The sequence below is a fragment of the Bifidobacterium actinocoloniiforme DSM 22766 genome (genome assembly GCF_001263395.1).
GTDB classification, from domain to species: Bacteria; Actinomycetota; Actinomycetes; order Actinomycetales; family Bifidobacteriaceae; genus Bombiscardovia; species Bombiscardovia actinocoloniiformis.
In genome coordinates, this window is sequence record NZ_CP011786.1 from 1,531,189 (window position 1) to 1,546,877 (window position 15,689).

Below are 15,689 nucleotides of genomic sequence, written 5' to 3' on the forward strand. Positions count from 1 at the left end.
GTCAACCATGGTCACACTGCAAGATGTCGCGCGCGCGGCCGGGGTTTCAATCGCTACGGCCTCTTGGGCCGTCAATGACAACAAGGACGTACGTATCCCCGAAAGCACTCGGATTAAGGTTCGCAAAGTAGCCGAGGAGCTGGGCTACAGGCAGAATGCGCTTGCGCGGAGCTTGGCCCGGGGTCGCTCCGATCTGATTGGTTTTATCAGTGATGGTGTGGCAACATCACCCTTCGCCGGTCAGGTTATACAAGGGGCCCAGGATGAGGCTTGGCGTAACGGTAAGATCCTGCTGATCGTGGATACCAATGGTGACCCACTGATTGAGCAGCGTGCTTTTTCCTTCATGTTGGAACGCCGGGTGGAGGGGATCGCGTATTCCAGTTGGGTGCATCATGCGGTAAAGCCACCCGAGGAGCTCAAGCAGGTCAACTCTGTGTTGATTAATTGCTTCGATGAAAGCAGGCGGTTTCCTGCAGTGGTGCCTGACGAGGTGCAAGGTGGGCGCACCGCCACTGAACTCCTGCTGGCTGCGGGCCACAGACGCATAGCTTTCATTAATGAGAAAGAGCCCTCGCCCGCGTCGGTCGGTAGGCTCACGGGATATAAGAAAGCGTTGTCTACAGCAGGTATTGAGTTCGATGCCGGGCTGTTGACCGAGAGCACGGCCGACCAGGAGGGTGGATATCGGGCTGCTGGGCGTGTGTTGGCATCCGGGGCCACTGCTGTCTTTTGCCACAATGACCGTACCGCTATGGGCCTGCTGGACGCCTTGCATGAACGTGGGGTGCGAGTGCCGCAGGACCTTTCCCTGGTTGGCTTCGACAATCAAGAGGTCATTTCGGCGCACCTGCATCCAGCCCTCACGACTGTTGGCTTACCGCAGTATGACCTTGGGCTGCTGGGTATTCGCGCTCTACTGGCGCATGGGCGACAGGCGGGTGCTGTATCTGCTGTCGGAGAGGTTCTTCGGGTGGCGTGCCCGGCGATCGTGCGTGAATCCATCCGGGCTCTTTAAATCAGCGCTTTGCGGCGAGGAGCGCCTGGGCAGGTGCTTTTGCCTCCCAGTTTGACAACCTAAAGTAAGCCCTTATAATATTGCTTAATCGCTTAAACTACTTTGGTAGCGGTTTTCGGACTTCGTAGTCCTGGATGCATTGGTCGTAGATGACCTAGCCGCTGCCTGTGTCAGAGAGGAACTTATGAGCAAGCTCTACTACCAATACCTGGGCACTTGGTTCGGTGACTGCATGCCATTTGGCAGTGGTGATGAGTTCTTTCTCTTCCATCAGCGTGACACCCGTCGGCCAGGACCTTTTGGAGAACCGTTCGGTTGGTCGCTGGCTACCACCAAGGATTTCGTTCATTATAAGGATTGCGGCACTGCCATAGAGCGGGGCGGCGATGAGGATCAGGATCAGTTCATCTACGCTGGCAGCGTCTTTGAAGCGGAGGGCCGCTACCACGCCTTCTACACCGGTTATAACCGTGATTATCCTGCTCAGGGCAAAGCCTCGCAGGTGTTGATGCACGCGGTCAGTGATGATTTGTATAGCTGGACGAAGACCAAGGATGCTCTGACCTTTACTCCGCAAGAGGGCTACGATCAGGACGATTGGCGCGATCCCTGGGTGATTCGCGACGATGCTCGCGGGCTCTATCTGCTGATACTGGGCGCCCGACTTCAAGGACCCAAGACGCAGCAGACCGGACGAACCGTCAAATTCAGCTCGCCTGACTTGGAGCACTGGACCTTTGAAGGGGACTTTTGGGCTCCTGACCTGTACACCATGCATGAGATGCCAGATCTGTTCAAGATGGGTGACTGGTGGTATCACATCGTGACCGAATATAGCGATAAGCACGGCATGGTCTATCGGATGGCTCGGAGCTTGGATGGACCTTGGACGGCGCCGACGGATGATGCCTTTGACGGCAGCGCTTATTATGCCGGTCGTACGTTTGAGCTTGGTGGGAAGCGCGTACTGTTCGGCTGGGTCGGTACCAAAGAGAAGAACGACGATCGGCGAAACTATGAATGGGCTGGCACCTTCGTGCCCCACCAGGTGTACCAGCGTCCTGACGGGAGTCTGGGGGTCAAGCCTGTTGATACGCTCTGGGAGTCGTTTGCGCAATTTCGCCCCATTGATGATTTGCGCCTGAAGTCGACGGATGGCCGTCGGAAGCGGGTGCTGGCGAGCGACTGTGGCGATCTCTTCTCTTTCGATGCTCACGTCAAGTTTGAGGAGGGAACCCGATCCTTCGGGTTCCGGATATACGGGGATGAGGGAACTGGGCAATCCTACCAGTACATATTCAAAGTCAGGGAGAACCGCTACCTCTTTGAGGGCAGTCCTAATTACCCCTGGTTTACGAACATGAACATCGGCCTGGAGCGTCCAATCGAGCTGGCGCCCGATCGTGATTATCACATCCAGTTGATTGTGGATGACAGCATTGCCACCCTGTATGTCAATGGCGTGGCTCTGAATGCGCGCGCCTATAAGCACTATGGCGACGACCTGAGCGTCTTCGTCACCGATGGGGCAGTCGAGCTGTCCGGTATGTCCATCAGTCGATCGTTGAAGGAGGAATAGAAAGGCTACCACTTCATGATTGTGATGTCGGAGGTGCCTGCCGATGTTGCCAATGGCACCGCCGGGCATCCTGGCCGTTGTGGTCTACGGCCGTATTGCTTAAGCGGTTATCCATAGGCGGGTATCGCTAGAGCGGACCATTTCCCGCCGTAGGCGGGCTCAGACAGATATATATTGGGAGCGTCTTATGAACACAATAGTGAGAGTGACGGCAGCAGTCGGGGCTCTGGCCATGTCCTTGACAGGGTTGAGCGCCTGTGGCTCATCGTCGGCCAGTTCGGACAAAGGGCACGTGTACTACCTGTCCGCTAAACCCGAACAGCAAGATGAATTCAAGGATTTGGCCAAGCAGTTCACCAAGGATACAGGCATTCCAGTCGATGTCTCCGTCGCGTCATCGGGCACCTATGAGCAATCGCTCAAGAGTGAGCTGGCAAAGTCCAACGCGCCGACCATGTTCGACGTCGACAATAACGATTTCCAGAACTGGGGCAGTTACTACGCGGATATGTCTGGCACGCAGATATACAAAGACCTGAAAAAGTCCGAGTGGGCGCTTAAGTTGCAGGACAAAGTGGTGGCCGTGCCATTTGTAATGGAACGCTATGGCATTATTTACAACAAGGCGCTGATGAAGAAGTACTTCGACGCTAAGTGGTCCACGGTCAAGTCGATCAAAGAGGTCAACAACTTCAAGGCGCTGAAGACTGTGGCCGATGAGATTCAGAAGCACAAAGACGATATTGGGGTTAAGGGCGCTTTCAGCTCTGCTGGGTTTGACTCAAGCTCCAGTAAGAGATTCGGCGATCAGCTGGCCCACATCCCCGTGTATTACGAGTATCGCGATCAACACGTGACCGCCGAGCCGCCAACCCTGACCGGCAAGTATACGGACAATTTCAAGCAGATCTTCGACCTGTACATCACTGACGCTACTGTTGAGCCCACGCAGCTGTCGAGCGCCACAATGGACGACTCGAACAACGAATTCGCCAGCAAGCAGTCGGTCTTCCTCCAGAACGGTTCCTGGGGTTATCCGCAAATCAAAGGTCAGGAAGTGCCGGACGAAGACATAGGCGTGCTGCCTATCTACATCGGTGTCCCCGGCGAGGAGAAGCAGGGGCTTACTGTAAGCTTCATGTATTTCGCAAATAATAAGAACGCTTCCGCCAAGGACAAAGAAGCAACGGCCAAGTTCCAGGAATACATCCTGAACAATAAGAACGGGCAGAAGATATTCACGGACGATATGGGCTTCGAGACGCCGTTTAAGTCGTATGACAAGGCTGGATTCAAATCCACGAACCCAGTGCAGCGCGCTAATGACGCTTACGCAAAGGCCGGCGACTATGACACGGTGATATACCCGCTACCCAGCGCCCAGTGGGTGGCCTCGCTCAGCGATGCGATGCTGGAGTATGCCCAGGGGACCGGTAAGTGGTCCAAGGTGCAAACTGCGTTCGTGGACGGTTGGGCCAAAGAGTACAAGACCACCCACTGATGGCGGCCCCGGGACGTCGCTGACGCCCCATGCGCGCGGGCGGTGAAGCTATTCCGCCCGCGCCTCTCGTGAGAACTGATCTGTGGGCTTGGGAGGTTCCTATGATCTCTATGATTGGTAAGTCGATACGTCGGTGGTGGATGCTCTTCTCCCTACCGACTCTGGCGGCTTTCATTATTGGCTTTTTAGTACCTTTCGTGATGGGCATATACTTGAGTTTCTGTCATTTCACTACGGTGACGGACGCCCGGTTCATTGGTGCGGGCAGCTATGTAGAAGCTTTGCAAGATCCGGAATTCTGGCATGCGATGGTGTTTTCGATTGCCTTTACGCTCATCACTACCCTGGTCATCAACGTCTGTGGTTTCGCTGTGGCGTATATGCTGACGAAGGCAATTAAGGGTGCCAATGTATTCCGCTCCGTGTTCTTCATGCCCAACCTGATTGGCGGCATCGTCCTGGGCTATGTGTGGCTGCTCCTGCTCAACGGTGTTCTGGTTCATTGGGACCGGTCCATCACGTACTCCGGCGTCTATGGATTCTGGGGCATGGTCTTGCTCTACTGCTGGCAGCAAATTGGTTACATGATGATCATTTACATAGCAGGCCTGCAGGCCTTGCCGGGTGATGTGATCGAAGCCGCTTCCGTCGACGGCGCCAATGGTCGTCAAACTTTGTTCCATGTGACTATTCCCTTGATGATGCCTTCGATAACGGTTTGCGCGTTCTTAACCATGACCAATGGATTCAAGATGTTCGACCAGAACCTGGCGCTGACCAACGGCGCCCCATCCAACGCCTCGGAGATGCTGGCGCTGAATATCTACCGTACCTTCTACGGGCGTGCGGGATTCGAAGGGGTGGGGCAGGCTAAGGCCGTGATTTTCTTCGTCATCGTGGCTTTGATTGCTTTGATTCAGAACAGATTGACCACATCCAAGGAGGTGGTGGCATGAGCGCCAAAGTAAAGCATGAAGGCTGGTGGAGCCTGCTCTTCGCTGTTGTCAGCTTGGTATGGATTTTCCCCATCGCGCTGGTCGTAATCAACTCTTTCAAAAACAAGGCTTATATCACCCGTAACGCGTTCTCCTTGCCGACCGGCCATGCGTTCGTCGGGTTCGAGAACTACTCGCGCGGTATCGAAAAGACCAATCTGATCGCTTCCTTCGGCTGGACGGTGATGATTACCGTAGGTTCGGTGGCTCTGATTTTGGTATGCACGTCCATGTGCGCCTGGTGGATTGTGCGCGTTAATAACTGGGTGGCTAAAGCGCTCTATCTGCTTTTCCTTTTTAATATGATCGTGCCCTTCCAGATGGTCATGTTCACCCTGTCCAAGATGGCTGACATCGTCGGGCTGAACACGCCCTGGGGATTGTGCATTGTGTATCTTGGTTTTGGAGCCGGGCTCGCTGTCTTCATCTTCACCGGTGTGGTCAAAGGCATTCCCCAGGAGTTGGAGGAGTCGGCCATGATGGACGGAGCAAGCGTGCCGCGCACCTTCTTCCAAATCGTGGTGCCGATCATGCGCCCCTCGGTCGTTTCCGTGGCAATTCTGGAAGCCATGTGGATTTGGAACGACTTCTTGCTGCCGTACTTGACTTTGGACATGCGCCGTTTCAAAACCATGAGCATCGCGATTCAGTACCTCAAGGGAGGTTATGGCTCAGTTGACATGGGTGCGATGATGGGTTGCCTGGTTTTGGCGATTATCCCGATTGTCGTTTTCTACCTGGTCTGCCAGAAGTACATCATCAAGGGGGTGTTGGCTGGAGCGGTCAAGGGGTGAAGGTCGTCTGCCCTGTAGCGTTCTCGGGATAGGCTTAAGTCTACGGTTATATCGCGATGCAGGGGAGCAGCGTCGGGAGAGGGGTTTGCGTGGTGGCAGACAGAATAGACGGGGACTGGTGGAAGCAGGCGGTTGTGTACCAGGTGTATCCTCGGTCCTTCAAGGATGCTGACGGGGATGGCTTGGGTGACCTGCGGGGCATCATCAGCGAGATAGGCTACCTGAAGCAGCTGGGTGTAGACGCCGTATGGCTCTCGCCCTTCTACCCGTCGGAGTTGGCGGACGGCGGTTACGACGTGATCGACTACCGCGATGTGGACCCGCGCCTGGGCTCCATGAACGACTTTGACCAGCTGGTCGACGGGTTGCATAAGGCTGGAATCAGGCTGATCGTTGATCTCGTGCCCAATCACACCTCGGACCACCATGCCTGGTTCAAGGAGGCGTTGAAGGCGGGCAGGGGCTCCGATGCGCGCAGCCGCTACATCTTCCGTGAGGGGCGCGGGAAGCATGGGGAGCTCCCGCCCAACGATTGGGCTTCCATGTTCGGTGGGTCCGCTTGGGAGCGTGTGCCAGACGGGCAATGGTACCTGCACCTGTTCGCCAAGCAGCAACCGGATTTGGACTGGAAGAATCCGGAGGTGCATGAGGATTTCAGACGCACCCTGCGTTTCTGGTCGGATCATGGGGCCGATGGTTTCCGCATCGATGTGGCCCATGGGCTGGCGAAAGACCTGGACAGCGTCCCCCTGGATCAGATGGATCCTGCCGCCGTCCAGCAAGGGTCCTTGAGCGATGGTTCGAGTCCTCTTTGGGACCGGGATGAGGTTCATCAGATTTACAAGGAGTGGCGGCAGGTCTTCAATGAGTACGACCCTCCTCGGTTCGCAGTGGGCGAAGCCTGGGTAGCCCCGGAGCGCCAGTACCGCTATGCGTCGCCCGACGAGCTTGGGCAGGTCTTCAACTTCGAATTCGCTAAGGCGGACTGGGACCTTTCGCAGATGCGTCGGGCCATCGAAGAGGGGATGGCGAACGCGCGCCGTTCAGGGTCCACGACTACCTGGGTGATGAGCAACCACGATGTGCCTCGCCATGCCAGTCGGTACGCTCTGCCGCAGGTCGGCTCGACCAACTATCACCAGTTGGCCAAGGATTGGCTCTTGCGCGATGGCCGTTCCTACCCCGAGGACCGGGCCTTGGGCACCAGACGGTCCCGTGCGGCCATCCTGCTGGAGCTCGGCTTACCTGGTTCCGCATACATCTATCAGGGCGAGGAGCTGGGACTCTTCGAAGTGGCGGATCTGCCTTGGGAACGTCTGGAAGACCCGACAGCGTTCAATACCTCGCAAGCCGCTAGCGACAAAGGTCGTGACGGTTGCCGGGTGCCCCTGCCCTGGGACTGCGGGGATCGGCCTGACCCGGATGCCTCGGCACCGGCTTTCGGGCGCGGGGCCTCGTTCGGCTTCTCGCCCGCAGCGCGGGAGGACGGCTCCGCGTGTGCGGACCCTCATTTGCCGCAACCGCTTTGGTTCGGTGATTTTGCGGTCAACCGCGAGGAAGCGGACCCTGGTTCCATGCTCAACCTTTACCGGCGGGCGTTGGCTGCGCGCGCCTCCATGCTGACGGGTTTGAGCCAGGAAATTGCATTGTCCCAGCCGCAGGAGCGGACTCTGGCGTACTCCCGAGCCGATGCGGCAGGGAAACCCGCCTTCGTGAACCTGACGAATTTCGGTCCCAATCCCGTCGCGTTGCCTGATGGCGAAGTCATCCTGAGCTCGGTGCCGCTGGCCGACGGCTTGTTGCCTTCGGACGCTTCGGCCTGGTTGAGTCTGAGCTAGCCCGCCGCCCGGTTTGCCCGGTTCCGATCAGGGATGCTCGGGTGCGGCACGCCGTCTTCGCGGGCGCGGAGCCGTTCCTAGCCATGCGCTGGGGGCGGCTCTTTTTGTTTTCGGATGTTTTGGCGAAGCGGGAATAATGAGTTGCCTACGGAAGTTGAGTGATGTAGGCTCAAGTTTCAGTGGCGGGTTGCCGGGCTCCTGGAGACGGGAGCGGGCGGGCCGCTGATGGATGAGAGCGATAACGTAACGCAAGGAAACGAGGCTCCGGGCGCATGGCCCGGGCCGCAAAAGCCAGGAGGCAACACAATGGGACGTGCAGTAGGCATTGATTTGGGCACTACGAACTCGTGCATCGCTACGCTGGAAGGCGGTGAGCCCACCGTCATCGTGAACGCGGAGGGCGCTCGCACCACGCCTTCGGTCGTGGCGTTCAGCAAGTCCGGCGAGATCCTGGTCGGCGAGGTGGCCAAGCGCCAGGCCGTCACTAACGTGGACCGCACCATCTCCTCGGTCAAGCGTCACATGGGCACTGACTGGTCGGTGGAGATCGATGGCAAGAAGTGGACCCCGCAGGAGATTTCGGCGCAGGTCCTGATGAAGCTCAAGAGGGACGCCGAGTCCTACCTGGGCGAGCCGGTGACCGACGCGGTCATCACCTGCCCCGCATACTTCAATGACGCGCAGCGTCAGGCGACCAAGGACGCCGGCAAGATCGCCGGGCTCAACGTCTTGCGCATCATCAACGAACCCACTGCGGCTGCTCTGGCCTACGGCTTGGAGAAGGGCAAGGAAGACGAGCGGATTCTGGTCTTCGATTTGGGCGGCGGCACCTTCGATGTGTCCCTGCTGGAGATCGGCAAGGATGAAGACGGGTTCTCCACCATCCAGGTGCAGGCCACCAATGGCGATAACAGGCTGGGCGGCGACGACTGGGATCAGAAGATCATCGATTGGCTGGTCGGCGAAGTCAAGAACAAATACGGGGTGGACCTGTCGAAGGACAAGATCGCTCTTCAGCGCCTGAAGGAAGCTGCCGAGCAGGCTAAGAAGGAGCTCTCCTCCTCCAGCTCGACCACCATCTCCATGCAGTACCTGGCGATGACCCCTGATGGCACTCCTGTCCACCTGGACGAGCAGCTGACCCGGGCTCACTTCGAGGAGATGACCTCCGACCTGCTGGGCCGTTGCCGCACGCCGTTCAACAACGTGCTGCACGATGCCGGGATCTCGGTCAGGGACATCGACCACGTGGTGCTGGTCGGCGGGTCGACCCGTATGCCGGCCGTGAAGGACCTGGTCAAGGAGCTCACTGGCGGTAAGGAAGCCAACCAGACCGTGAACCCGGATGAGGTCGTGGCTGTCGGCGCTGCCGTGCAGTCCGGTGTCATCAAGGGCGACCGCAAGGATGTCCTGCTGATCGACGTGACCCCGCTTTCCTTGGGTATTGAGACCAAGGGCGGCATCATGACCAAGCTGATCGACCGCAATACCGCGATTCCGACCAAGCGCTCCGAGGTCTTCTCCACCGCCGAGGACAACCAGCCCTCCGTGCTGATTCAGGTCTACCAAGGTGAGCGTGAATTCGCCCGCGACAACAAGCCTCTGGGCACCTTCGAGCTGACCGGCATCGCTCCCGCTCCTCGTGGCGTCCCCCAGATCGAAGTCACCTTCGACATCGACGCCAACGGCATCGTGCACGTGTCCGCCAAGGACAAGGGCACCGGCAAGGAGCAGTCGATGACCATCACCGGCGGCTCGGCCCTGCCTAAGGAAGAGATCGACAAGATGGTCAAGGAGGCGCAGGCCCACGAGGCTGAGGACAAGCAGAAGCGCGAGGAAGCGGACACCCGCAACAACGCCGAAGCCGCTGCCTACCAGACCGAGAAGCTGGTCTCCGACAACAAGGACAAGCTCTCCGAGGACGTGGCCAAGGAAGTCACCGAGAAGGTGGACGCTCTGAAGGAAGCTCTGAAAGGCGATGACATCGAGAAGATCAAGTCCGCGCAGTCCGAGCTGATGGACTCCGCCCAGAAGATCGGCCAGGCGCTGTACAGCCAGCAGGGTGAGGCGGCTGGCGCGGCTGGCGCCGCCGATGCGGGCGCCGGTCAGGCTGGTCCCTCCTCCGACGATGACGTGGTCGACGCCGAAGTGGTTGACGACGACGAGAAGAAAGATGGCGAGTGACATGCCGACGTTCGACAAGGACGATTACCTGAACGGCATGCCGGACGCCGAGTCGCTCAAGGGCGACCCGGCGTCCGCCGGAAGTGACCAGCATGGCAGCGATTCCAAGGCCGATAAGGGCGGGGCTGACGACACCGCCCAGCAAGACACAGCCAAGGAAACCGATGCGGTTGCAAGCGACGGCCAGGACCAGCAGCCAGGCTCCGACTCCAAGCAGGAGGACGACTTGACCCCTCTGGGCAGAGCCAAGAAGGAGGCGGCCGACTATCTGGACGCCCTGCAGAGGGAGCGGGCCGAGTTCGTCAACTACCGCAACCGCACGCTCAAGGAGCAGGACACCTTCCGCCAGCACGGCATCATTGACGTGCTCACGGCCCTGCTGCCCGCCCTGGACGACATCGACCGCATCCGCGAGCACGGGGAGATGGACGACTCGTTCAAGGCCGTGGCGGCCAAGATCGACAAGACCTTCGAGAAGTTCGGTGTGGAGAAGTTCGGCGAGAAAGGCGCGGACTTCGACCCCACCAAGCACGAGGCGATCCTGCGCAAGCCGGACCCTGAAGCCAAGAAGGAGACCGTGGACACGGTCGTGGAGGCCGGTTACCGGATTGGTGACCGCGTAATCCGCGCGGCGCGTGTGGTGGTGGCCGCTCCCCAGAAGCAATAGGTCGGTGGTGGCGTCTGATAAGGAATAAGGAAATTTCTAGTGAAGAAAGGAGACATGGATGGCTGAGAACGAATGGCTGAACAAGGACTTCTATAAAGTCCTCGGTGTCTCCAAGGACGCCAGCGATGCGCAGATCACCAAGGCCTACCGCAAGCTTGCGCGCAAGTACCATCCTGACCTGAACAAGACCAAGGAGGCCGAGGAGAAGTTCAAGGATGTATCCGAGGCCTACGACGTGCTGAGCAACAAGGACGAGCGCAAGAAGTACGACGCCATCCGCCAGTTCGGCATGGGCGGCGCGCGGTTCGCCGGAGGGACCTCGGGTTCCGGTGGATTCTCGACCGACGACATCTTCGGCGCCATGTTCGGCGGCGGCGCCGGTGGTCAAGGTGGGTCCAGGATCCGCTTCTCCAGCCCCGGCGCTGGCGGACCCGACCTGTCCGACCTCTTCTCCGCCTTCGGCGGGGGAGCGGCGGGCGGCGGTCCGGCGGGATTCGGGCGGCAGGCCTACCAGGAGGAGCCGCCCAGGGCGGCCAAGGGGGCTGACCGCAACTCGAGGATCTCCCTGACCTTCCGTCAGGCGGTCAAGGGTGCCACGGTCTCCCTGAGCGTGGGTGGGTCGAAGTTCAAGACCCATATCCCCGCTGGGGTGCATGACGGGCAGAGGATTCGTCTGCCCGGCAAAGGCAAGCCCGGCATCAACGGCGGGCCTGCTGGTGACCTCTACCTGGAGTTGAGCGTCAAGTCCGGCGGCCGGTTCTCGATGAACGGCAAGGACGTGGTGATGGATTTGCCGGTCACCCTGTCCGAGGCGGCGCTGGGGGCTAAAGTGCGGGCGCTCGGCGTGGACGATGAGCTGGTGACCTTCAAGGTCCCCGCAGGGTCGTCCAGCGGCAGTGAAGTCAGGATTGCGGGCCTGGGAGTGCAGGACCGGCGCGGCAAAGGTGATTTGGTGGGCCGGGTGAGCATCCAGCTGCCTGCCAAACTGGGCCTGGGCTCCAAGCGCGCTGTGAAGGAATTCGCCAAGACCACCGAGGAATTCGACCAGCGGGTGGCTGACGACCGTATGAGGATTTGAGCTGGCGAAACGCATACAGGGCCACTGACCTTGTATGTGAGTACTGATGAAGTTGCGAAGGCGGGGGGCGCTGGGGCTGATGGCTCCGGCGCTTCCCGTCCACTCGATGGGGTGGCCTGGCGCGGCCCGGTCGGGTCGGAGACGGACTGACGCCTGGAGGGGGAAGCGATGACGGCGATGGATAAGCAGATTCGCGAGACCTACCTGGCCTGCGGCCGGGCACTGGTGGAAGGCTCAGCCGGGCTGGACCTGATCGACGAGCGGGGCATAGACATCAGCCTGCCTGTGTTCAGTGTGGGGCAGGTGGCGCAGATGGCCGACGTCCACCCGCAGACCCTGCGCCAATACGACCGCCTGGGGTTGGTGGTACCCAGGCGGACCGGGGGCGGGGCCCGGCGCTATTCCTTGCGTGATGTGGACCGGCTCTGCCAGGCCCAGCACCTGAGCCAGGACGAATCCATCAACCTGGCTGGCGTGACGCGAATCCTGGCCCTGGCTGAGGAGAACCGGCAGCTGCGCCGGCAGATTCGCCGCCTGAATCAGCCCGATGGCAGCAATGTTTTCTCCGCCGACAGCGACGGCGAGGTGGTGGAGATGGAACGCTCCGGCCGGGCGCGGCTCTGGCGGCATCAGGCGCAGGTCAAGGTCCGGGGGCTGTTGCCGCCCGCCGACGAAGGCTACCGGGATGAGGGTGATTACGGGGATGACGACTACCGGGAGGACGGCGACCGGCCTTTAGGCGAGTCGAAATCCCTGGTCATTTGGGGCCTGCTTTGACCCGGCATGGAAGGCGTTGAGCGCTGCATCGGTTTTGCTCGCTGAGCAGGCTGCCGCGCGGCCGTCCTTGTAGGGCTGGCCAATCATTGGAATTCCAGGGAATGCTCAAGCACGCCGCGCTCAGGCAGGGAGGGGATGATGCCCTCGTGGCCTAGGGAGAGGCCGGCGGCTTTGTTGGCTATGCGGATGGCCTGGTCGAGCGGACGGCCGTAGAGCAAGTATGCGGCCAAGGCGCTGATGAAGGCGTCGCTGGCACCGGTGTCGGCCGCGGCTTTAACCGGAGTGGTTGGGAAATCCTGTTCGCCGTCGGCCGTGTAGAGGGTGCAGCCATCTTGGCCGGTGGTGACCAGGACCATGCCCGCCCCGTGGTTGATGAGGGCATGGGCCTTGTCGGCGCGGCTGCCGGGACCGGGGCATAGGCGCTCCAACTCGGCGGAACCGGGCACCAGTAAGTCGCACTCGTGCAGCAGGCTGGAAGGCAGTTCGGCGGTATGGAAGGGTTTGATGATGGTCTTGGCGCCGTGGCGGTGGGCGAGGCGGCAGGCCTCTTCAAGAGCGGGGAAGGGGACCACGGTTTGCGCCAAGCAATACGAGGCCCGCTCGAACAGGTGCTCAGCGGCGCGCACGTCTTCCACGCTCATCAGCGCATTGGCACCGGCCGAGCGCGAACTCATGGTACGGCCCCGGTTGTCGACGAAAATATAGACTTTGCCGGTATCGCTACCGGGTTTGCGCCGGATGCCATCGGTGTCGACACCGCTCTCGGCCAGGTAGCGGTAAATCTGGTCGGCTTGGCTGTCCGAGCCTACATTGGCGATGAGGGAGACGGGCTGACCCAGCTTGGCAACGCCGACCGCCTGGTTGGCCCCCTTGCCGCCGGGGACCGAGAAGGGGTCGTGGGAGTCCACCACGTTTCCGGCCTTGGGCAGGGTCGGCACGCCCAGATAGGTGTCGGTGTTGATGCTGCCCACCACCACGATCGAGCGCTGGGTCAGCTCGGCCGGCCCGGCCAGTGTGCGCTCGCTGCTTAAGTGGAAGGTCTGTGTGAAACCTGGCGCTTCCTTGCGGCCGCCTTCGATGGCGTTGACCATGCGGGTGCATAGGTAAGCGCCGAAATCCGCGTTGCGCATGGTGTAGGAGGATATCTCGCTGGAGCCCGGGTAGTGCAGCACTTCGCTGGTGTCGTTGCGCACGGTGAGGATGGAGAAGTCCTCGGGCACTCGGTAGTGCAGGCTGGAGGCGTATTGGAAGAGTTCCAGGGCGTGCTTGTAGTGGGAGGAGACCACGCCGGTGACCTGTCGGGAGCTGATGCGCTCCATCAGGGAATCGCTTGGCTCGTGGATGACCATGTCCTCGCTGAACTCCATGTTGTGCTCGAACAGGCAGCGTTTGAAGCCGTTTAGGAAGCTTTCGGCGCGCCGGCCCGGGGTCAGCAGGCAGACCAGGTGCTTATGGCCGCGTTCGATGAGCTCCTGGGTCAGGCTGTATGACGCCTGCTCGTAGGGGAGCATGGTGAATTCGTCGTCGCCCAGGGGGCCGATGGTCAGCTCGGGAATATGGATTTCCGGGCGGCCCTTGCCTGGGAGCAAGCTGCCCGAGTCGACAGGCTCCCAAATCAGGCCGTCGACGCGCTGTGACAGTGCGGCGGCGATGTTGGCGCGTTCGCGCTCTCGGTCCTGGAAGCTGTTGAAGACCAGGGTGCCGTAGCCGTGGCTCTGGGCGGTCTGGACGATGCCGTCGATGGTGGTGTCGGTGGCGACGGAATCGCGCAGCAGGACGCCGATTCGCCAGCTGCGGCCGGGCTGGGCTGAGACTGAGGCGTAGGGGCGGTAGTGGTATTGCTTGACTAATTGGAGCACGCGCTCGCGGGTGGCCTCGGCGATGCTGTCGTCTTTATGGTTGACGATTTTTGACACGGTTGACGTGGAGACGCCGGCAAGTTGCGCGATTTCTTTGATGTTCATGGGATGCTGATTCCTTTTGGTCTGCGCCAGTCCCCTTTCCTCCATAGTAGCGTGGCTCCCTAATGTGACGAGGGTCCCGGAGGGCCGCAAGCCCGTGATGGGCGCGATTCGGCTCCTGACCGAGCGGCCGTTATTCTCTGGGTGGCGCTGTGGTTGACAGCTTGTGGGGGCTCTGCTATCTTGTCGGGGGAAAAACGTTTCGGAAAGTATTTTACTCCCATGCGTCTGTTGTGGGGACGGTCGGACTTCTTCGTGGAAAAGCAGGAATAGACCAATGAATTCACGCCCAATCATCATCGACACCGACTCGGGGGTCGACGCTGCCGCGGCCATCGCTCTCCTGAACGCGGAGCCCACTATCGACGTGCGGCTGGTGGCCAGCGTGGCGGGCCGCACCGCGGCGGACCAGGCGGCGGTCAGAGCCCTGAGGCTGATGACATTCCTGGGTGGGGCCACCCTGGTTGCGCAGGGCTCCAAGGGGCCGCTCGCCAGCTCGTCCGGTTTGCCGGAAGTAGGGCCCTGCCACAGCGACCTGGATGCGGCGGGTCTGCCCGAGCCGGACATGGGGCGCATGAGCCGGACCGGGGCGATTCTGAAGGAGCGGCGGATTCTGCTGGCCAGTGAACGGCCGGTCACGATGGTGACGCTGGGTCCGCTGACCAACCTGGCGCTGCTGCTGACCTCCTTCCCTGAAGTGCGCGAGCGCATCGAGCGCATCGTGATGATGGCGGGCTCCACCGAACGGGGAGACGTGAGCCCGTATGGCGAGTTCAACGCGGTCTGTGATCCGCATGCGGCCGACGTGGTGCTGCGCTCGGGGCTGCCGCTGGACATGGTCGGTCTGAACGTGGGGCGCAAGCTGCTGCTGAACGAGGCGGATATGCCCGCGCTGGCGGCGACCGGGCGGACCGGCTCCATGCTGGTGAGGCTGCTGAGGACCATGAGCGCCCGTTGCCAGGCCACGTTGCTGGCAGCGGCGCCTGCGGCCGCTATGTACCTGCTGGAACCCGGGCTGTTCACGACCCGTGGGGCCAGGGTCGACGTGGAGGTATCCAGCCCGCTGACCCGGGGCGCTACGGTCGTGGACTTCGAGGCTGAGCCCAACGCCACGGTGTGTGTGGACGCGGACAGCTGCGGATTCCGGGCGAGCTTCCTGCGGCGTATGGCCGCGCTCGACGGCGCGCGGAGGTAGCGCGGAAATGCCAGGTTGCCAAATCTGATAAAACGTTTTATTGTTATTCATGGATGCAATGCGGCCCTAAGCCTGTCTAGAGTTGAAGAAGACTCCACGGAG

Annotated in this window: 12 protein-coding genes; 11 read left to right on the plus strand and 1 reads right to left on the minus strand. The window is 60.5% G+C overall.

The features are described from left to right. Positions 1-7: 7 nt before the first annotated feature. The 10 genes from AB656_RS06270 to AB656_RS06315 all read left to right on the plus strand — a co-directional run bounded on the left by AB656_RS06270 (position 8) and on the right by AB656_RS06315 (position 12,431). On the plus strand, positions 8-1,018 hold the full coding sequence (locus AB656_RS06270; RefSeq protein ID WP_033504220.1) for a LacI family DNA-binding transcriptional regulator: 1,011 nt from the start codon (positions 8-10) through the stop codon (positions 1,016-1,018). Between the two features lie 184 nt (positions 1,019-1,202). Next, positions 1,203-2,597, plus strand: coding sequence for a glycoside hydrolase family 32 protein (locus tag AB656_RS06275; protein WP_033504218.1), 1,395 nt, complete (start codon positions 1,203-1,205; stop codon positions 2,595-2,597). A gap of 187 nt (positions 2,598-2,784) precedes the next feature. Next, positions 2,785-4,098, plus strand: coding sequence for an ABC transporter substrate-binding protein (locus AB656_RS06280; protein WP_033504217.1), 1,314 nt, complete (start codon positions 2,785-2,787; stop codon positions 4,096-4,098). 101 nt (positions 4,099-4,199) lie between these two features. After that, positions 4,200-5,054 carry a carbohydrate ABC transporter permease gene (locus AB656_RS06285; protein ID WP_033504214.1) on the plus strand — a complete coding sequence of 285 codons (855 nt, stop codon included), beginning with the start codon at positions 4,200-4,202 and terminating at the stop codon, positions 5,052-5,054. After that, positions 5,051-5,887, plus strand: coding sequence for a carbohydrate ABC transporter permease (locus AB656_RS06290; protein ID WP_033504210.1), 837 nt, complete (start codon positions 5,051-5,053; stop codon positions 5,885-5,887). Before AB656_RS06285 ends, AB656_RS06290 begins: the two co-directional genes overlap by 4 nt. A gap of 89 nt (positions 5,888-5,976) precedes the next feature. Then, positions 5,977-7,725: a glycoside hydrolase family 13 protein gene (locus AB656_RS06295; protein ID WP_033504209.1), complete on the plus strand. Its 1,749-nt coding sequence runs from the start codon at positions 5,977-5,979 to the stop codon at positions 7,723-7,725. A gap of 306 nt (positions 7,726-8,031) precedes the next feature. Then, a complete protein-coding gene (gene dnaK / locus AB656_RS06300) occupies positions 8,032-9,909 on the plus strand; it encodes a molecular chaperone DnaK (RefSeq protein ID WP_033504208.1) in 1,878 nt (625 codons plus the stop codon). Between the two features lies 1 nt (position 9,910). Further along, entirely contained in the window at positions 9,911-10,576 is a 666-nt protein-coding gene (grpE, locus tag AB656_RS06305; protein ID WP_033504205.1) for a nucleotide exchange factor GrpE, read from the plus strand. 58 nt (positions 10,577-10,634) lie between these two features. Then, positions 10,635-11,654 carry a DnaJ C-terminal domain-containing protein gene (locus tag AB656_RS06310; protein ID WP_033504204.1) on the plus strand — a complete coding sequence of 340 codons (1,020 nt, stop codon included), beginning with the start codon at positions 10,635-10,637 and terminating at the stop codon, positions 11,652-11,654. Between the two features lie 168 nt (positions 11,655-11,822). Further along, positions 11,823-12,431 carry a heat shock protein transcriptional repressor HspR gene (locus AB656_RS06315; protein WP_033504203.1) on the plus strand — a complete coding sequence of 203 codons (609 nt, stop codon included), beginning with the start codon at positions 11,823-11,825 and terminating at the stop codon, positions 12,429-12,431. An 83-nt stretch (positions 12,432-12,514) separates the two neighbouring features. Here AB656_RS06315 and AB656_RS06320 read toward each other — a convergent pair whose 3' ends face one another. Next, positions 12,515-14,395, minus strand: coding sequence for a PfkB family carbohydrate kinase (locus AB656_RS06320; RefSeq protein WP_033504202.1), 1,881 nt, complete (start codon positions 14,393-14,395; stop codon positions 12,515-12,517). Between the two features lie 274 nt (positions 14,396-14,669). Between AB656_RS06320 and AB656_RS06325 the strand changes: the two genes are divergently transcribed. Beyond that, the gene (locus AB656_RS06325; RefSeq protein ID WP_033504200.1) at positions 14,670-15,587 is read left to right on the plus strand and encodes a nucleoside hydrolase; all 918 of its coding nucleotides are present in this window, start codon (positions 14,670-14,672) and stop codon (positions 15,585-15,587) included. Positions 15,588-15,689 lie beyond the last annotated feature (102 nt).